Origin of the sequence: Curtobacterium sp. SORGH_AS_0776 (assembly GCF_031453355.1) — a bacterium.
GTDB lineage: Bacteria > Actinomycetota > Actinomycetes > Actinomycetales > Microbacteriaceae > Curtobacterium.
Window position 1 is genome coordinate 3070846 of record NZ_JAVIYU010000001.1, and the last position, 17360, is coordinate 3088205.

The following is a 17360-nucleotide window of genomic DNA, read 5'->3' on the forward strand; positions in this document are numbered from 1 at the left end:
CGTCACGCCCCGGACGTGACCACCTGACGGCCAGGAGGCGCGGTGCCGGCCCGCACCGCGCCTCCCGTCCGTCGCCGCTCGCGGCTACCCCCGCGCGTCGCCCTCGACGACGAGGTCGCGCACCACGCCCGGCAGCTGCTCGACCAGCGCCGCCATCGTGAACGGCCCACCCCGGGACGCCCGTCGCGCCGCGATCCCGTGCACCACCGCAGCCGAAGCGGCCAGGTGTGCCAGGTCGGACGGCGACAGCGACGACCCGGCCGCCTCCGCCGCTCCCTGCCGAGCCGCCAGGAGCGCCCCGAGCACCCCGCCGAGGACGTCGCCGGCTCCGGCGGCCGCGAGCCACGGCGTCGCCGACGAGGCCACGAGCCGCACCGACCCGTCGGGTGTCGCGACGTGCGTGGCGGACCCCTTCAGGAGCACGACGCTCCCGGTCTGCGCGGCGGCACGGAGCGCGGCCGCGGCCGGGTCCTGCTCGACGGCCTCCCGCGACTCGTGCAGGACGCCGGCGAGCTCCCCCGCGTGCGGCGTCAGCACCGCGAGGGGCCCGAGCTCGACGAGCGGGATCGCCCCGGCGTCGACGACCACGGGGACCCCGTCGTCCGAGGCGTGCCGGAACCCCTCCGCCGTCACGTCGTCCAGGTCGTCGAGCGAGCCCGCCGAGATCCCGGAGCCGACGAGCCACGCCTGCACCCGTCCGACCCCCGCGACGACCTCGGGACGCCGCGCGAGCACGTGGTCCGACGCGCGGGACGGTCCGACGTACCGGACCATCCCGACGCCGGTGTGCACGGCGGCGTCGACGCCCAGCACGGCGGCACCCGGGTACTGGTCGGAGCCGGTCGCGACGCCGAGGACACCCCGCCGGTACTTGGTGGAGTCGCCGTGCGGGGCGGTGGTCCAGGCGGCGGCGTCGGTCGGGGCGAAGGGGACGAAGTCGTTCACGGAACGCCACGTTACGGTGGAGCGCATGAGCCTGTTCCTGCCCGGTCGCGTGGTGGTCTTCGACTACGGCGAGGTGATCAGCCGGACGCCGCACGGCTCGCGGGACGCCCTCGTCGCGGCGACCGGTGTGCCGGCGGACGAGCTCTTCCCCGTCTACCAGGAGCTCCGGCACGACCTGGACCGCGGCGACCTCTCCGTCGTGGACTACTGGCGGGCGATCGCCGAGCGCACCGGCCGGACCTGGCGCATCACCGACATCCACCGGTTCTGGGCGATCGACTTCACCGGCTGGTTCGAGGTCGAGCCGGAGACCCTCGCGATCGTCGAGGAGCTGCACGACGCCGGCACCCGGGTCGCCCTGCTGTCGAACGCCGGGTTCGACTTCGGTGACCCGTACCGCCGGTCCCCGATGGGGTCCCTGTTCGAGACCGTCGTGGTGAGCGCCGAGGAGCACGTCCTGAAGCCGGACGCCTCGATCTACCTGGACACGTGCGCGCGCCTGGGAATCGACGCCGCGCAGATGGTGTTCGTCGACAACAGGGCCGAGAACGCCGCCGGCGCGGAAGCGATCGGGGCGGTCGGCCACCACTACACGTCGCCCGCCGGACTCCGCGCGTTCCTGCAGGAACTCGCGACCAGGGCGACCGCCGAGAAGGAGCCCGCGTGACGCACGCCCTGTTCGAACCGATCACCATCCGCGAACTGACCGTCCGCAACCGCATCTGGGTCTCCCCGATGTGCCAGTACTCGGTCGAGGCGCAGGACGGCGTGCCGACGCCGTGGCACCTCGTGCACCTCGGCGGCTTCGCCAAGGGCGGTGCCGGCGCGGTCGTGGTCGAGGCCACGGGCGTCGTGCCGGAGGGGCGGATCAGCCCGCAGGACCTCGGGCTCTGGAACGACGAGCAGCGCGACGCGTTCCGCCCGATCGTCGACTTCATCCACTCGCAGGGCGCCGCCGCGGGCGTCCAGCTCGCGCACGCCGGCCGCAAGGCGTCGACGTTCCGCCCGTGGGAGTCGACGCACGGCTCCGTCCCGGCGGACCAGGGCGGCTGGAACACCGTGGCACCGTCCGCGGTCGCATTCGACGGGTACGCCGAGCCGCGCGAGCTCGCCACCGAGGACATCCGCGTGGTGGCCCTGGCGTTCGCCGCTGCCGCTCGACGCTCGGTCGAGGCCGGCTTCGACCTCGTCGAGATCCACGCCGCGCACGGCTACCTGCTGCACCAGTTCCTGTCGCCGTTGAGCAACCACCGGACCGACTCGTACGGCGGCTCGCTCGAGAACCGCGCCCGCGCCCTGCTCGAGGTGCTGGACGCCGTCCGTGCCGAGGTCGGCGCGGGCTTCCCGGTCGTCGTCCGCTTCTCGGCGACCGACTGGACCCCGGGCGGCCTGACGCTCGAGGAGACCACGCAGGTCGCGCGCTGGGCCGCCGAGCACGGTGCCGACCTCGCCGACGTCTCGACCGGTGGCAACGTCGCGAGCGCGCCGATCCCGGTCGGCCCGGGTTACCAGGTGCCCTTCGCCGAAGCGATCAAGCGCGACGCCGGCATCGGCACGATCGCGGTCGGCATGATCTCGGAGGCGTTCCAGGCCGAGCAGATCGTGGCGACCGGCCAGGCGGACGTCGTCATGGTGGGCCGCGAGTTCCTGCGCGACCCGGGCTTCCCGCTCCGTGCCGCCGTCGAGCTCGGCGCCTCCGTGGACTACGAGCCGCAGCAGTACCACCGCGCGCGCGTCACGGCGTAGGCCGTTCTGTACGTTCTCTCGGCTTGGCAGCGTGCCAGGCAGTACGATTGCCTCACTGTGGACGATCCCCCGAACAGTTCTTCGCCTCACTCATCCGCCGCTCACTCGGTGAGCTGCACTGCCTCGCGCCCTGCGGGAGGTGAATCATGAGTCCGATCGACATCGTCATGCTGATCGGCGGCATCCTGCTGACACTCGGCACCGGTGTCTTCGTCGCGTCCGAGTTCGCGCTGGTCAACCTCGACCGCGCCGACGTCGAGGCCCGACGAGACCGCGGTGAGACCGGCCTCGCACCCGTCATCGGTGCGTTGAAGGTCACCTCGACGCACCTCTCCAGCGCGCAGCTCGGCATCACGCTGACGACCCTGCTGACCGGCTACCTGCTCGAGCCGTCGATCGCCAAGCTGCTCGAAGCGCCGTTCCTCGCGATGCGGCTGCCCGAGGCGATCGTCGAGACCGTCGGCTCGATCGTGGCGCTCGTCATCGCGACCCTGCTGTCGATGATCCTCGGTGAGCTCGTGCCGAAGAACTTCGCGCTCGCGCTCCCCCTGCAGACCGCGAAGCTCGTCGTGCCGCTGCAGATCGCGTTCACCACGGTGTTCAAGCCGGCCGTCGCGGTGCTGAACGGCACCGCCAACGCCGTGCTCCGGGCGATGGGCATCGAGCCGCAAGAGGAACTGTCCGGTGCGCGCAGCGCCGAGGAGCTCACCTCGCTGCTGCGTCGGTCCGCGTCCGAGGGTTCCCTCGAGCAGGACACCGCGACGCTGCTCGAACGGACGATCTCGTTCTCCGAACTGAGCGCCAGCGACGTGATGACCCCGCGCCCCCGGCTCTCCACGATCCGCGTGTCCGAGTCCGCCGACGACGTCATCGCGCTCGCCCGGAAGACCGGGTTCAGCCGCTTCCCCGTCATCGAGGAGGACGCGGACGACGTCGTCGGCATCGTGCACGTGAAGCAGGCCGTCGCCGTGCCCCGCGAGAAGCGCCCCGAGGTCCCCGTCGGCGCCCTCATGACCGACGCCGAGCGCGTCCCCGAGACCATGCCCGGCGACACGCTGCTCGCCGAGGTCCGCGGTCGCGGCTACCAGATGGTGATCGTCGTGGACGAGTACGGCGGCACCGCGGGGGTCGTGACGCTCGAGGACCTCATCGAGGAGATCGTCGGCGAGGTGTCCGACGAGCACGACCGTGCACGGATCGACGTCGTCCGGTCGCGCAACTGGCTGACGTTCCCGGGGCTCCTCCGCCCGGACGAGCTCGAGGACCGCGCCGGTGTGAAGGTCCCCGAGGACGGCCCGTACGAGACCGTCGGCGGGTTCATCATGTCGACCCTCGGGCGGCTCCCGGCCGTCGGTGACGAGGTACCGCTCGAGGACGGCGTGTTCCGCGTCGAACGCCTCGACGGGCGCCGCATCGACCGGATCCGCTGGACGCCCACACCGCCGGAGACCCCGGCGACCGGCATCATCATCCCGGCCACGAAGGCCACGGCCTCGAAGGCCTCTGCGAAGGGCGGCACCCGATGAGCTCCGACTGGTGGGGCATCTTCTGGCTCGTCGTCCTCCTGATGGGCAACGCCTACTTCGTCGCGGCCGAGTTCGCCGTCATCTCCGCACGCCGCTCCCAGATCGAGCCGCGCGCAGAAGAGGGCTCGCGCGCCGCACAGATGACGCTCTGGGCGATGGAGCACGCCACCCGCATGCTCGCCACCACCCAGCTCGGCATCACGGTGTGCTCGCTGCTCATCCTCAACGTCTCCGAGCCGGCGATCCACCACCTGCTCGAGGTCCCGCTGCACCTCACCGGCTGGAGCGTCGAGGTCATCGGCGTCGTGGCGTTCGTGTTCACGCTGCTGCTCGTGTCGTTCCTGCACGTGGTGTTCGGCGAGATGGTCCCGAAGAACATCTCGTTCTCGATGCCAGACCGTGCGGCGCTCCTCCTCGTGCCGACGCTCTGGTACATCGGCCACGGCCTGCACTGGGTCGTCGTCGGCCTGAACGAGGTCGCGAACGCCGTGCTCCGGCTCTTCCGGGTCGAGCCGAAGGACGAGGCCGTGAGCGCGTTCACCGTCGAGGAGGTCCAGACCATCGTCGAGCAGTCCCGCCGCGAGGGCACCCTCACCGACGACGGCAAGCTCGCCCTGGCGTTCGAGTTCACCGAGAAGAAGGTCAAGGACGTCGCGGTGCCGATGGCCGAGCTCGTCACCCTCCCCGAGGACGCCACCCCGGGTGATGTCGAGCGGGCCGTGGCCCAGCGCGGGTTCTCGCGGTACGTGCTCGTGGCCGAGGACGGCTCCCCCACGGGCTACGTGCACGTGAAGGACGTCATCGACCTCCGACCGGACGAGTACGACGACCCGGTGCCGCCGAAGCGGATCCGGCAGCTCATCTCGCTGTACACGGAGATGGACCTCGAGGACGCCCTCGCGACCATGCGCGCCGCCGGTCGTCACGTGGCGCGGGCGTTCGACGCCGAGGGCCGGACGCTCGGTGTGCTCTTCCTCGAGGACATCCTCGAGGAGCTCGTCGGCACCGTCGAGGACGCGACCCGACGGCGGTAGACGCGCGCACCTGCAGACGGGAGGCGCGGTGCCAGCTGGCACCGCGCCTCCCGTCCGTCCGTGGTCGCCACCCGAGACTCGGCTGGGCGGACAGTTTCGCGGCCTGTGTGCCACGAAACTGTCCGCGGCGCCGAGTCTCGCCGCCCCCGCGCGCGGCGCGTCGGCGCGCGGCGCCGCGCCGCCCGCGCCGCGGCGCTGCGCTACCAGCTGACGGGGAGCGGCTTGCCCTCCTCGTAGCCGGCGGCCGACTGGATGCCGACGAGAGCCCGCTCGGAGAACTCCGCGAGGGACGACGCGCCCGCGTACGTCGCCGAGCTGCGGACGCCGGTGGTGATCATGTCGAGCAGGTCCCTCGACGCTCGGCCGCTCCGGGTCGAGGTAGATGGTCGACGACGAGATCCCCTCGGCGAAGAGCGCCTTGCGGGCCCGCTCGTAGGGGTCGAGGCGCTCGAAGCGCTCCCGGACGGCCTTGGCACTGGCCATGCCCCAGCTCTCCTTGTACGCCTTGCCCGCGGCGTCGCGACGGAGGACTCCGGGCGCCTCGAGCGTGCCCGCGAACCACGAGCCGATCATCACGGCGGACGCGCCGGCGGCGAGGGCGAGCGCCACGTCGCGCGGGTACCGGACGCCGCCGTCGGCCCACACGTGCGCGCCGAGCGACCGGGCCGCGGCGGCGGTCTCGAGCACGGCGGAGAACTGCGGGCGGCCGACGGCGGTCATCATGCGCGTGGTGCACATGGCGCCGGGTCCGACGCCGACCTTGATGATGCTCGCGCCGGCCTCAACGAGGTGGGCGACCGCGTCGGCGGTGACGACGTTGCCCGCGACGAGCGGGATGTCGAGGCCGAGGGCGGCGACGGTGCGGAGGGCGCGGAGCATGCCCTCCTGGTGGCCGTGCGCGGTGTCGAGGACGAGCACGTCGACGCCGGCGGCCGCGAGGGCCTGTGCCTTCGCGGCGACGTCGCCGTTGATGCCGATCGCGGCGGCGACCCGCAGGCGTCCGGACGCGTCGACGGCGGGCCGGTAGATGTCCGAGCGGATCGCGCTGGTCTGGCTGACCGTGCCGACGACCTTGCCGTGCCGCATGACGGGCGCGAAGTCGACCTCGGCCGCGGTCAGCACGTCGTACACGTGCCGGGGCGTGCCGGCGTCCTCGGCGTCGATCGCGGTGGAGGCGCCGTGCAGCAGGTCGCCGAGCGTGGCGTCGGGACCCGCGTCGCCGAGGCGCCCGGCGGGGACGCAGCCGAGGTACTCGCCGGCGGCGTCGCGGACGACCACGCCCCGTCCCGCGACGGGCAGGAGTTGCTCGAGGGCCTCGGCGACCGTGGTGTGCGCGCCCATGTCGTAGGCGGTGTCGAAGTCGACCGGCTGGTCCTTGACCCAGCGGATCGCGGCGTCGAGGTCCTGCAGGTGCATGTCCTGCGGCAGGACGCCCAGGCCGCCGCGCCGGGCGAGCGTCGCGGCGAGGCGCGGCCCGGTGACCGAGTTCATGTTGGCGCTGACGATCGGGATGGTCGCACCGGACCCGTCGTTCGCCGAGAGGTCCACGTCGAACCGGCTCGTCACCGCCGACCGGGTGGGGACGAGGAAGACGTCGGAGTAGGTCAGGTCGTGTGTCGGCCGCGTCTCGTAGAACCTCATGGGCCCCACTGTACGGCTCCGCAGGGTGGCCGGTCTGGGCGGCTCGGCACGCCTCCGGTGCGACACGCGCGACACCCGGTCGGGAGGCGCGACCCACCTCCGCCTGACACCGAACGGTCATCTGCGAGCGGCTAGGCTTGGGACCTGTGCGAGGCAGGGTTGCCACGCACGACACACACGAGCATCTATCGACGGAGAGTGGGCGATCGGCTGTGTCGAGCCATCTGACCGGAACGGACGAGACCGCGGGCGAATTCGGGGCGAACGAGTGGCTCGTCGACGAGCTCTACGAGCAGTTCGTCGCCGACAAGGAGTCCGTCGACAAGTCCTGGTGGCCGGTCCTCGAGAGCTACCACCGCACCCAGGGCGGCGACGCGTCCGCACCGGCTCCGTCCCCCTCCGCCCCTGCTGCTCCGGCCGCCTCGGAGCAGCAGCAGTCCACGACCCAGCAGCCCGCGACCGGTGACGCCCCCGGCGAGGCGAAGTCCGGGCCGATCCAGGCGAAGACCACGTCGCGCCAGCCCACGCCGCAGCCGATCCCGGCCGAGGCCAACGACGAGGCCGACGACCACGAGGAGACCCACGAGGACGTGGCGACCCCGCTCCGGGGCATGGCGAAGACGCTCGCCTCGAACATGGACGCCTCGCTCACGGTCCCGACCGCGACGAGCGTGCGGACGATCCCGGCGAAGCTGATGATCGACAACCGCCATCGTCGTGAACAACCACCTGCGTCGGGCCCGCGGTGGCAAGATCTCCTTCACGCACCTCATCGGGTGGGCGATGGTGCAGGCACTCAAGGACTTCCCGAGTCAGAACGTCTTCTACGAGGAGCGCGACGGCAAGCCCTTCGTGGTGGCCCCCGCGCACGTCAACCTCGGCATCGCGATCGACGTCCCGAAGAAGGACGGCTCGCGCTCCCTGCTCGTCCCGAGCATCAAGCGCGCCGAGACCCTCACGTTCGGCCAGTTCCTCTCCGCCTACGAGGACCTCGTCAAGCGTGCCCGTGACAACAAGCTCACGCCGGCCGACTTCCAGGGCACGACGATCTCGCTGACGAACCCGGGCGGCATCGGCACGGTCCACTCGGTGCCGCGCCTGACGAAGGGGCAGGGTGCCATCATCGGCGCCGGTGCCCTCGAGTACCCGGCGCAGTTCCAGGGCTCGGCGGCGAAGACCCTCGTCGAGCTCGGCATCGGCAAGACCATCACGCTCACGAGCACCTACGACCACCGCGTCATCCAGGGCGCCGGGTCGGGCGAGTACCTCAAGAAGGTGCACGAGCGGCTCATCGGCGAGCACGGCTTCTACGAGGGCATCTTCGCGGCGCTCCGGATCCCGTACAAGCCGATCCAGTGGGCGAACGACATCAACGTCGACCTCGCGCACCGGGTGAACAAGACGGCACGCGTGCAGGAGCTCATCAACAGCTTCCGTGTCCGCGGGCACCTCATGGCGGACATCGACCCGCTCGAGTACCGGCAGCGCACCCACCCCGACCTCGAGATCGAGAGCCACGGGCTGACCTTCTGGGACCTCGACCGCGAGTTCGTCACCGGCGGCCTCGCCGGCACGACGAACGCCCCGCTGCGCGACGTGCTCGGGATCCTCCGCGACGCCTACTGCCGCACGGTGGGCATCGAGTACATGCACATCCAGGACCCGGAACAGCGTCGCTGGGTGCAGGCCCACATCGAGGTCCCGTACTCGAAGCCGTCGAAGGACGACCAGCTCCGGGTCCTCGGCAAGCTCAACGAGGCCGAGGCGTTCGAGACCTTCCTGCAGACGAAGTACGTCGGCCAGAAGCGCTTCTCGCTTGAGGGCGGCGAGTCCACCATCGCGTTCCTCGACTCGCTCATCCAGCGCGCGGCGACCGCCGGCCTCGAAGAAGTCGCGATCGGCATGGCCCACCGCGGCCGACTCAACGTGCTGACGAACATCGCCGGCAAGACCTACGGCCAGATCTTCCGCGAGTTCGAGGGGTCGTCGCTCCCCGGCGCCGTCTCCGGCCAGGGTTCGGGCGACGTGAAGTACCACGTCGGCACCGAGGGCGTGTTCCGCGCCAGCGACGGCACCGCCATCCCGGTGACGATCGCCGCGAACCCGTCCCACCTCGAGGCCGTCGACGGCGTGCTCGAGGGCATCGTCCGCGCGAAGCAGGACCGGCAGGCCCCCGGCACGTTCGGCGTCCTGCCCGTGCTGGTCCACGGCGACGCCGCGATGGCCGGGCAGGGCGTCGTGGTCGAGACCCTGCAGATGTCGCAGCTGCGCGGCTACCGCACCGGCGGCACCGTGCACCTCGTGATCAACAACCAGGTCGGGTTCACCACCCCGCCGGAGTCGGCCCGCAGCTCGGTGTACTCCACCGACGTCGCGAAGACGATCCAGGCGCCGATCTTCCACGTGAACGGGGACGACCCCGAGGCCGTCGCCCGCGTCGCCGAGCTCGCCTTCGCCTACCGGCAGGAGTTCCACCGCGACGTCGTCATCGACCTCATCTGCTACCGCCGCCGCGGACACAACGAGGGCGACGACCCGTCGATGACGCAGCCGCTCATGTACAACCTCATCGAGGCGAAGCGCTCCGTCCGCACCCTCTACACCGAGGCCCTCGTCGGCCGCGGCGACATCACGCAGGAGGAGTACGACGAGGCGCACCGCGACTTCCAGGACCGCCTGGAACGCGCCTTCGCCGAGACGCACGAGGCGCAGACCGGCACGATCCCGGTCATCACGGTCGACGACGACGGCGCGGTGCAGGGCCTCGAACGACCGGCGGCGCAGCGCGACGACTCCGAGGTCGAGGTGCACGAGACCGCGGTGTCCGAGGAACTCGTCCGGGCGATCGGCGACGCGCACAGCAACCCGCCCGCCGGCTTCCAGGTCCACCCGAAGCTCCAGCAGCTCCTGTCCAAGCGCACCGACATGACCCGCAACGGCGGCGTCGACTGGGCGATGGCGGAGCTCATGGCCATCGGGTCGATCCTCGTCGAGGGCAAGCCCGTCCGACTCGCCGGGCAGGACGCCCGACGTGGCACGTTCGTGCAGCGCCAGGCCGTCTTCCACGACCGGGTGAACGGCCAGGAGTGGCTGCCGCTCGCGAACCTCACCGAGGACCAGGCCCGCCTGTACATCTACGACTCGCTGCTCAGCGAGTACGCGGCGATGGCGTTCGAGTACGGCTACTCGGTCGAGCGTCCCGAGGCCCTCGTCCTGTGGGAGGCGCAGTTCGGCGACTTCGCGAACGGCGCCCAGACCGTCATCGACGAGTTCATCTCCTCCGCCGAGCAGAAGTGGGGACAGCGCTCGGGCCTCGTGCTCCTGCTCCCCCACGGCTACGAGGGTCAGGGACCGGACCACTCGTCGGCGCGCATCGAGCGGTACCTGCAGCTCTGCGCCGAGGACAACATGGTGGTGGCCCGGCCGTCGACCCCGGCGTCGTACTTCCACCTGCTGCGACGCCAGGCGTGGGAGCGGCCGCAGAAGCCGCTCATCGTGTTCTCCCCGAAGGCGATGCTGCGTCTCCGCCAGGCGACGAGCCCCGTCGATGCGTTCACGAGCGGCACCTTCTCGGAGGTCCTCGACGACGACCGCGTGACCGACAAGTCGGCGGTGCGCCGGGTGGTCCTGCACTCCGGCAAGGTGCACCACGACCTGCGCGCCGAGCTCGACAAGCGCGGCGCCACCGACGTCGCCCTCGTCCGGCTCGAGCAGCTCGCCCCGCTCCCCCTCGAGCAGATCCTCCAGGTGCTCGCGGGCTACCCGGGCGCCGACGTCGTGTGGGCGCAGGAAGAGCCGGAGAACCAGGGCGCCTGGCCGTTCGTGTGCATGAACCTGTCGCCGCACCTCGACGGTCGGCCGCTGTCGGTCGCCGCGCGTCCTGCGAGTGCCGCGCCGGCCACGGGGTCCTCGAAGCGCTCCGCACAGGAAGCGACCGACGTCATCACGCGAGCGCTGGGCTGACCCCCGACGCCGGGGTGCGCTACGCGATCTTCGTGTAGCGCACCCCGGCGTCGTGGTACCCGCGCTTCTGGTAGAACCGGTGCGCGCTGTCCGTGGCCGCAGCGCTGACGGCGCTGAGGCGACGCGCACCCTGCTCGACCGCCCATGCTTCGAACGTGCCGATGAGCGCCGAACCGGTGCCGAGCCTCCTGGCCGAATCGTCGACCACCATCAGCAGCAGCTGCGCCGTCGGCTCGTCGCTCGCGTACGCCCACGTGACCTGCGCGCCGGCGACCGCGATCGCACGACCGTCGTCGTCCCGCACCACCCACGTCCGGTGGCCGGCCTCGGGCGTGAGCCGCTCGAGGCGGGCGCGCATGGCGGCGTCGTCGACCTCGTGGCCGAGCAGTCGGACGAGGGCGGCGACGTCGGCGACGTCCGTGTCGGACCAGGTGGTGATCGACTCGACGGAGAGGGTCATGCCCGCGACACTACCGACAGCGCCGTGCGTGTGACGACGGCTGCCAGGACGTTCAGTGGGTGGCCTGCTCCAGGCGGATGCGGGCGAGGATCTCGGTGCGGAGTTCCTCGGGTGCCGTCTCCTTGCACGCGCGACGGACCGTCTCGATGAGGACGACGCCGACGCGGTGCTCGGTCGTGCAGTCCTCGCAGTCGTCCATGTGCTCACGGATGTCCGCCGCGTCCTCGCGGCAGAGCTCCCCGTGCAGGAACTCCTCGAGCTCGGCCTTCGCCTTCGAGCAGTCGCAGCCGCTCATCGTGCTTCCTTCCCTTCGACGCGGCTCGACGCCGCGGCAACCTTCCGGCCTCGTCCGCGCATCGTCGCCGTCGACGCTGCGTCCGGGACGATGCCGGTCTCACGTGCGTGGTCGGCCAGGAGCCCGCGGAGGAGCCGGCGGCCACGGTGGAGGCGGCTCATGACCGTCCCCACGGGGGTCTTCATGATGTCGGCGATCTCCTGGTAGGAGAACCCCTCGACATCGGCGAAGTAGACGGCCATCCGGAAGTCCTCCGGGATGGCCTGCAGCGCGTCCTTCACGGCGGAGGACGGCAGGTGGTCGATGGCGTCGGCCTCGGCGGAGCGCGCCGAGATCGACTGCGTCACGCTCTCCGCGCCACCGAGCTGCCAGTCCTCGAGCTCGTCAATCGTGCCCTGGTACGGGTTGCGCTGGTTCTTGCGGTACGTGTTGATGAACGTGTTCGTGAGGATGCGGTACAGCCAGGCCTTGAGGTTCGTGCCCTGCTTGAACTGGCGGAACGCGGCGAAGGCCTTGACGAAGGTCTCCTGCACGAGGTCGGACGCGTCGGCCGGGTTGCGGGTCATCCGCATCGCGGCACCGTAGAGCTGGTCCATGAAGGGCAGTGCCTGGTCCTCGAAGAGGGAACGGAGCTCGGCCTCGGAGACGGTCTTCGCGTCGACGACGTCGACCGCGGTGGCCTCGTCGTCGCTGGCCTCGTCCTCTCGGTCGCTGGCCTCGTCCTCGCGCAGTGCTGCTTCTTCGGACACCGCGTCGAGCTGCGCCTCGGTCTCCTCGACCAGGTCGTGCGGTGCTGCGTGCGGTTCGTCGGTCGTCATCGCCGTCGAGTCTAGGCCGACGGTGCTCCCGAGCGTCGTCGGCACGGCGGGCAGAGTCGTCCGCGGTCGTGCGAGTGTCGCTGTCGCCACTGATCCTCCCGGTGCGTTCAGTACCCTTGTGAACCGATGGCAGTCACGACGCATTCCCAGTCCCGGACCGAGCCCTGGATCGCCCCGCTCGCGCGGGGTCCGCTGCACGGTGACGTGTCGCTGCCCGGGTCGAAGTCGCTCACCAACCGCGAACTCGTGCTCGCTGCCCTCGCCGACGGTCCGTCGACCATCCGGCTGCCGCTGCACTCGCGCGACTCGGCGCTCATGGTCGAGGCGCTCCGGCAGCTCGGCGTCGGGATCGACGAGGTCGCGCCGGCGCCCGGTGCGACCCCGAACCCCTACGGCCCCGACCTCCGCATCACACCGGCGCCGATGCACGGCGACGTGCGGGTGGACTGCGGGCTCGCCGGCACCGTGATGCGCTTCCTGCCGCCCCTCGCCGCCCTCGCGGTCGGGCCGGTCACGATCGACGGCGACCCGTACGCGCGCAAGCGGCCGATGCACGCCGTCATCCAGGCGCTCGTCGACCTCGGCGTGGACGTCACCGACGACGGCGGCGGCGCGATGCCGTTCTCCTTCACCGGCACCGGCTCGGTCCGCGGCGGATCGCTCTCGATCGACGCCTCGGCCTCGTCGCAGTTCGTCTCCGGGCTCCTGCTCTCCGCCCCGCGCTTCGACGAGGGCCTGCACCTCACGCACATCGGCGAGCGCCTGCCGAGCATGCCGCACATCGAGATGACCGTCGCCGCCCTCCGTGCCCGCGGTGTCCGGGTCGACGAGCCCGCGGTCGGCGAGTGGGTCGTGCACCCCGGTCCCATCGCTGCCCGCGACGTCACCATCGAACCCGACCTGTCGAACGCCGCGCCGTTCGCCGTGGCGGCGCTCGTCGCCGGCGGCACCGTCCGCATCCGCACCTGGCCGACGGCGACGACCCAGGTCGGTGCCGACCTCGAGCGGCTCCTCCCCCTGTGGGGCGCGACCGTCACGCGGGACGGCGACGACCTCGTCTTCGACGGCGGCGTCGGGGTCCGGGGTGGCGCCTCCCTCCCGGGTCTCGAACTCGACCTCAGCCGCGGCGGCGAACTCGCGCCTGCCCTGGTCGCGTTGGCGGCCCTGGCCGACGGCCCGTCCGAGATCACCGGGATCGGCCACCTGCGTGGGCACGAGACGGACCGTCTCGCCGCGCTCGCGTCGGACGTCAACCGTTCGGGAGGCGCGGTGCACGAACTCGACGACGGCCTGCGCATCGAGCCTGCCGCGCTCCACGGCGGCGACTGGGCCGCGTACGACGACCACCGGATGGCGACGGCCGGCGCGGTCGTGGGCCTCGTCGTCGACGGCGTCGCCGTCGACGACATCGGCTCGACCGCGAAGACGCTGCCGCAGTTCCCCGAGCTGTGGGCGGCCCTGGTCGCGACCGGCGACGCGGGGGTCTGACGCGATGAGCTGGTGGGACGACGTCGACGGTGACGACTCCGACGCGGACGAGCCGTACGGGCAGTACGACGAGTCGAGCGTCCGGGTCCGACCCAACCCGAAGGGCAACCGCCCCCGCACGAAGGTCCGTCCGACGTACGAGGACGCCCCCACCGGGTGGGTGACGAACGTCGACCGCGGGCGCTTCGGCGTGCTCGTCGGGGACCGGGTCATCACGGCCACGAAGGCCCGCGAGCTGGGGAAGAAGTCCGTCGTCACCGGCGACACGGTCCACCTCGCCGGCGACGTCTCCGGCGAACCGGGCTCCCTCGCGCGCATCGTGAAGGTCGCCGAGCGCACCACGCTGCTGCGCCGGAGCGCCGACGACACCGACGAGGTCGAGCGCGTCATCGTGGCGAACGCCGACCAGATGCTCATCGTCGTGGCCGCCGCCGACCCCGAGCCGCGCACCCGACTGATCGACCGGTACCTCGTGGCGGCGTTCGACGCCGGCCTCGACCCGATCCTCTGCATCACGAAGACCGACCTCGCCGATCCCACCGAGTTCCTCGCGCACTTCGCGTGCCTCGACCTGCGCATCGTGACGAGCCGCTCGGACGACGTGCCGTTCGACGCCCTGCACGAGGTCCTCGACGACAAGGTGACCGTGACCGTCGGGCACTCGGGCGTCGGGAAGTCGACGCTCGTGAACGCGCTGACCGGGTCCTCCCGGGCCACCGGGGTCGTCAACTCGGTGACCGGTCGGGGACGGCACACCTCGTCGTCGTCGATCGCGCTGCAGGTGCGGGACGGCGGGTGGATCATCGACACCCCGGGTGTCCGGTCGTTCGGGCTCGGACACGTCGACCCCGCGAACGTGTTCCGTGCCTTCGCCTCGCACGCCGTGCCCGTCCGCGAGCCGGCGGACGGGATCCCCCTCTCCCAGGCGCACGACTGGGAGATCGTCGACCGGGTGCAGGCGGGCGAGCTCGGGTCGACCGGGGTCGAGCGGCTCGACTCGTTCCGCGCGCTGCTGACCGGCATGGGTGCCGAGGACCCGGGCACTGAGTAGCGCGGGGCGCCGGCGTGCCTCGCGCCTCGCGCCTCGCGCAGCACCCGGGTCGACAGGTGTGCACCGACGTTGTACAGTTGCCCTTCGTGTCTGAAGTTGCAAAGTACAACTTTGCGCCGACCCCCGCCGTCGACGCCCCGTCCTCCCCCATGACGACAACGACGTCGCACGTGCACACCACCTCCCCCCACACCCACTCGCACGCCGCCCCTCGGGCCTCCAGGGCCCCGCGTCAGCCGAACGGCCCGTCGACGCTCCGTCCTCAGGGACTCGGCCGCACCCTGCTGAGCTTCGGCTCGCACATCCTCGTGCCCCTCTTCCTCGCGATCGGCATGGGTCTCGCCTACCTCGGCGCCTTCCACGCCCCGACGCCGCACGACCTCCCGGTCGGCATCGTCGGACAGGGTGCGGCGACCCAGGTGTTCGCACAGACCGTCACGGACGAGTCGGACGGCGCCCTCGTCACCCACGTCGTGTCCTCCACCGCCGAGGCCGAGCGCCAGGTCCGTGACCGCGACCTCGCCGCCGTCTACGCACCGACCGCGACCGGCGCGACGCTCTACGTCTCGACCGCGGCGTCGGAGACCACCGCGAGCGCGGCCCAGAAGATCTTCATGCCGATCGCCTACCGGTCGCACCTGCCCTTCACGGTGCAGGACGTCGTGCCCTCCGGCGACGAGGACACCACCGGACAGGGCCTGTTCTTCCTGCTCGTCGCCCTGAGCGTCGGCGGCTACGCGTCCGCGATCGCGGTGGCCGCCTTCGCCACCCGGCTGCGACCGCTGTGGACCGCCGTCACCGGCCTCGCGACGGCCGGAGTGGTCGCGGGCATCGGCATCCTCATCGCCGGTCCGCTGTACGGCACCATCACGACGAACCGGTGGGAGATCTTCCTGTTCGCCTGGATGTACGACGCGATCATCGTCGCGCTCGGGGTCGGCCTCCACCCGCTGCTCGGCCGGTGGACGACGCCGATCCTCACGATGTTGTTCGTGATGCTCAACTTCACGTCGTCCGGCGGCATCTTCCAGCCGGCGTTCCAGCCGGGGTTCTTCGCCGGTCTCAACACGTTCTGGAGCGGCGCCGCCTGGCTGCAGGCAGCGCAGGACCTGCAGTACTTCCCGGGCGCCTCGCTCGGTCGGTCGTCGCTCGTGCTGGCACTCTGGCTCGCCGCAGCCGTGCTGCTCTGCGTCGTCGTGCACGGTCTCGTCGCCCGCCGGGCCCGCATCGCCCGTGCGCGCGAGGTCACCGCCCTCGAGGAGGAAGAGGTCGTGGCGGCGTAGCCCCCGCTACGCTGGCGACCGTGGACCTCAGCGCCGACCTGGACTTCGCCCGCTCCCTCGCCGACACCGCCGACGCGATCAGCCTCGAGCGGTTCCGCGCCGCCGACCTGCACGTGTCGAAGAAGGCCGACAGCACGCACGTCACCGACGCCGACCAGGCGGTCGAACGAGCGCTCCGCGAGCGGCTCGGTGCCGAGCGTCCCGACGACGCCTTCCTCGGCGAGGAGACCACCGCCGACACCGGCGCCGAGGCCGTCAGCGAGGGCCACCGCCAGTGGGTGGTCGACCCCATCGACGGCACCGCGAACTACCTCCGCGGCGTCCCGGTCTGGGCCACCCTCATCGCGCTCGCGGTGGACGGGCGCCCGGTCCTCGGCGTCGTGAGCGCCCCCGCCCTCGGCAAGCGCTGGTGGGCGGCCGAGGGGCTCGGCGCGCACTCCTTCGACGGACCACTGCACGTCTCCGGCGTCGACTCCCTGGCCGAGGCCAGCCTGAGCTACAACAGCATCCAGCAGTGGGACGACGACGACCGCCTGGACGCCCTCGTGACGCTCTCCCGTCGGGTCTGGCGCACCCGGGCCTACGGCGACATGTGGTCGTACATGCTCGTGGCCGAGGGCGTCCTCGACGTTGCCGGCGAACCCGACCTCAAGCCGTGGGACATGGCGGCGCTCGTGCCGATCGTCGAGGAGGCCGGTGGCCGGTTCACCTCGCTCGACGGCGATCCCGGTCCCTGGCACGGCAGCGCCCTCGCGACGAACGGACTCGTGCACGACGCCGTGGTCGAGGTCATCCGCCGCTGACGGCCCCGAACGCCCGGCGCGTGCAACTGTTGCACGCGCCGCGGTGCGACATCGTCGACGTCGTACGACAGCGGCCTCGTCGCAGTCCCGCGCGCGCAACCGTTGCGGCCGCGCGGGAGCGACATCATCGACGTCGTACGACATCGGCGTTGTCGTTCCGAGTCGGCACGAACGCTCGACCGACGACCACCCCGCGGGTCGGCCCTGCGGCGGACACCGGCTGTACCCCGGTTTCGTACCGCGGATCGCCGGAGCCGATCCGGGAACGCCCCCCGAGGGGGGCACGTGGCCCCCCGGACTGGGGACA

General features: G+C 71.7%; 12 protein-coding genes and 2 pseudogenes. 9 read left to right on the forward strand and 5 right to left on the reverse strand.

Features of this window, described 5'->3' with window-relative positions:
• Positions 1–84: 84 nt before the first annotated feature.
• Positions 85–972, reverse strand: a complete 888-nt coding sequence (locus QE359_RS15075; RefSeq protein ID WP_309779807.1) for an ADP/ATP-dependent (S)-NAD(P)H-hydrate dehydratase — start codon at positions 970–972, stop codon at positions 85–87.
• On the opposite strand from QE359_RS15075, the gene QE359_RS15080 reads away from it, so the two are divergent.
• From QE359_RS15080 to QE359_RS15095, 4 genes are all read left to right on the forward strand, one after another.
• Positions 971–1612, forward strand: a complete 642-nt coding sequence (locus QE359_RS15080) for an HAD family phosphatase (protein WP_309779808.1) — start codon at positions 971–973, stop codon at positions 1610–1612. The two genes, QE359_RS15075 and QE359_RS15080, sit on opposite strands and share 2 nt — an antisense overlap.
• Complete coding sequence (locus QE359_RS15085) at positions 1609–2691, forward strand: NADH:flavin oxidoreductase/NADH oxidase (RefSeq protein WP_309779809.1); 1083 nt, start codon at positions 1609–1611, stop codon at positions 2689–2691. The genes QE359_RS15080 and QE359_RS15085 overlap by 4 nt, the downstream gene beginning before the upstream one ends.
• 146 nt (positions 2692–2837) lie before the next feature.
• On the forward strand, positions 2838–4217 hold the full coding sequence (locus QE359_RS15090; RefSeq protein ID WP_070416366.1) for a hemolysin family protein: 1380 nt from the start codon (positions 2838–2840) through the stop codon (positions 4215–4217).
• On the forward strand, positions 4214–5251 hold the full coding sequence (locus tag QE359_RS15095) for a hemolysin family protein (protein WP_070416367.1): 1038 nt from the start codon (positions 4214–4216) through the stop codon (positions 5249–5251). The genes QE359_RS15090 and QE359_RS15095 overlap by 4 nt, the downstream gene beginning before the upstream one ends.
• Before the next feature lie 200 nt (positions 5252–5451).
• Here the strand turns inward: QE359_RS15095 and QE359_RS15100 are convergent.
• A pseudogene (locus tag QE359_RS15100) lies at positions 5452–6892 on the reverse strand (GuaB1 family IMP dehydrogenase-related protein).
• Positions 6893–7104: 212 nt separating this feature from the next.
• Here QE359_RS15100 and QE359_RS15105 point away from each other — a divergent pair.
• Positions 7105–10855 (forward strand): annotated as a pseudogene (locus QE359_RS15105) (multifunctional oxoglutarate decarboxylase/oxoglutarate dehydrogenase thiamine pyrophosphate-binding subunit/dihydrolipoyllysine-residue succinyltransferase subunit).
• Positions 10856–10874: 19 nt separating this feature from the next.
• On the opposite strand, the gene QE359_RS15110 reads toward QE359_RS15105, so the two are convergent.
• The 3 genes from QE359_RS15110 to QE359_RS15120 are packed head-to-tail and all read right to left on the reverse strand — an operon-like array spanning position 10875 to position 12428.
• Positions 10875–11315 (reverse strand): GNAT family N-acetyltransferase, encoded by a 441-nt coding sequence (locus tag QE359_RS15110; protein ID WP_309779810.1) that lies wholly within the window; start codon positions 11313–11315, stop codon positions 10875–10877.
• Between the two features lie 52 nt (positions 11316–11367).
• Positions 11368–11610: a zf-HC2 domain-containing protein gene (locus tag QE359_RS15115; RefSeq protein ID WP_070416370.1), complete on the reverse strand. Its 243-nt coding sequence runs from the start codon at positions 11608–11610 to the stop codon at positions 11368–11370.
• On the reverse strand, positions 11607–12428 hold the full coding sequence (locus tag QE359_RS15120) for a sigma-70 family RNA polymerase sigma factor (RefSeq protein WP_309779811.1): 822 nt from the start codon (positions 12426–12428) through the stop codon (positions 11607–11609). The genes QE359_RS15115 and QE359_RS15120 overlap by 4 nt, the downstream gene beginning before the upstream one ends.
• Positions 12429–12554: 126 nt before the next feature.
• Between QE359_RS15120 and aroA the strand changes: the two genes are divergently transcribed.
• From aroA to QE359_RS15140, 4 genes are all read left to right on the forward strand, one after another.
• Entirely contained in the window at positions 12555–13916 is a 1362-nt protein-coding gene (gene aroA / locus QE359_RS15125) for a 3-phosphoshikimate 1-carboxyvinyltransferase (protein WP_309779812.1), read from the forward strand.
• Positions 13917–13920: 4 nt separating this feature from the next.
• Entirely contained in the window at positions 13921–14967 is a 1047-nt protein-coding gene (gene rsgA / locus QE359_RS15130) for a ribosome small subunit-dependent GTPase A (protein WP_070416372.1), read from the forward strand.
• 170 nt (positions 14968–15137) lie between these two features.
• Positions 15138–16250: a hypothetical protein gene (locus QE359_RS15135; RefSeq protein WP_309779813.1), complete on the forward strand. Its 1113-nt coding sequence runs from the start codon at positions 15138–15140 to the stop codon at positions 16248–16250.
• A 20-nt stretch (positions 16251–16270) separates the two neighbouring features.
• Complete coding sequence (locus QE359_RS15140) at positions 16271–17053, forward strand: inositol monophosphatase family protein (RefSeq protein WP_083294964.1); 783 nt, start codon at positions 16271–16273, stop codon at positions 17051–17053.
• Positions 17054–17360 lie beyond the last annotated feature (307 nt).

Bases quoted from the DNA above. Each gene is read 5' to 3' on its own strand.
- rsgA (WP_070416372.1), top strand. From the start codon at position 13,921: ATGAGCTGGTGGGACGACGTCGACGGTGACGACTCCGACGCGGACGAG.
- QE359_RS15095 (WP_070416367.1), top strand. From the start codon at position 4,214: ATGAGCTCCGACTGGTGGGGCATCTTCTGGCTCGTCGTCCTCCTGATG.
- QE359_RS15115 (WP_070416370.1), bottom strand. From the start codon at position 11,610: ATGAGCGGCTGCGACTGCTCGAAGGCGAAGGCCGAGCTCGAGGAGTTC.
- QE359_RS15080 (WP_309779808.1), top strand. From the start codon at position 971: ATGAGCCTGTTCCTGCCCGGTCGCGTGGTGGTCTTCGACTACGGCGAG.
- aroA (WP_309779812.1), top strand. From the start codon at position 12,555: ATGGCAGTCACGACGCATTCCCAGTCCCGGACCGAGCCCTGGATCGCC.
- QE359_RS15090 (WP_070416366.1), top strand. From the start codon at position 2,838: ATGAGTCCGATCGACATCGTCATGCTGATCGGCGGCATCCTGCTGACA.
- QE359_RS15120 (WP_309779811.1), bottom strand. From the start codon at position 12,428: ATGACGACCGACGAACCGCACGCAGCACCGCACGACCTGGTCGAGGAG.
- QE359_RS15110 (WP_309779810.1), bottom strand. From the start codon at position 11,315: ATGACCCTCTCCGTCGAGTCGATCACCACCTGGTCCGACACGGACGTC.
- QE359_RS15075 (WP_309779807.1), bottom strand. From the start codon at position 972: ATGCGCTCCACCGTAACGTGGCGTTCCGTGAACGACTTCGTCCCCTTC.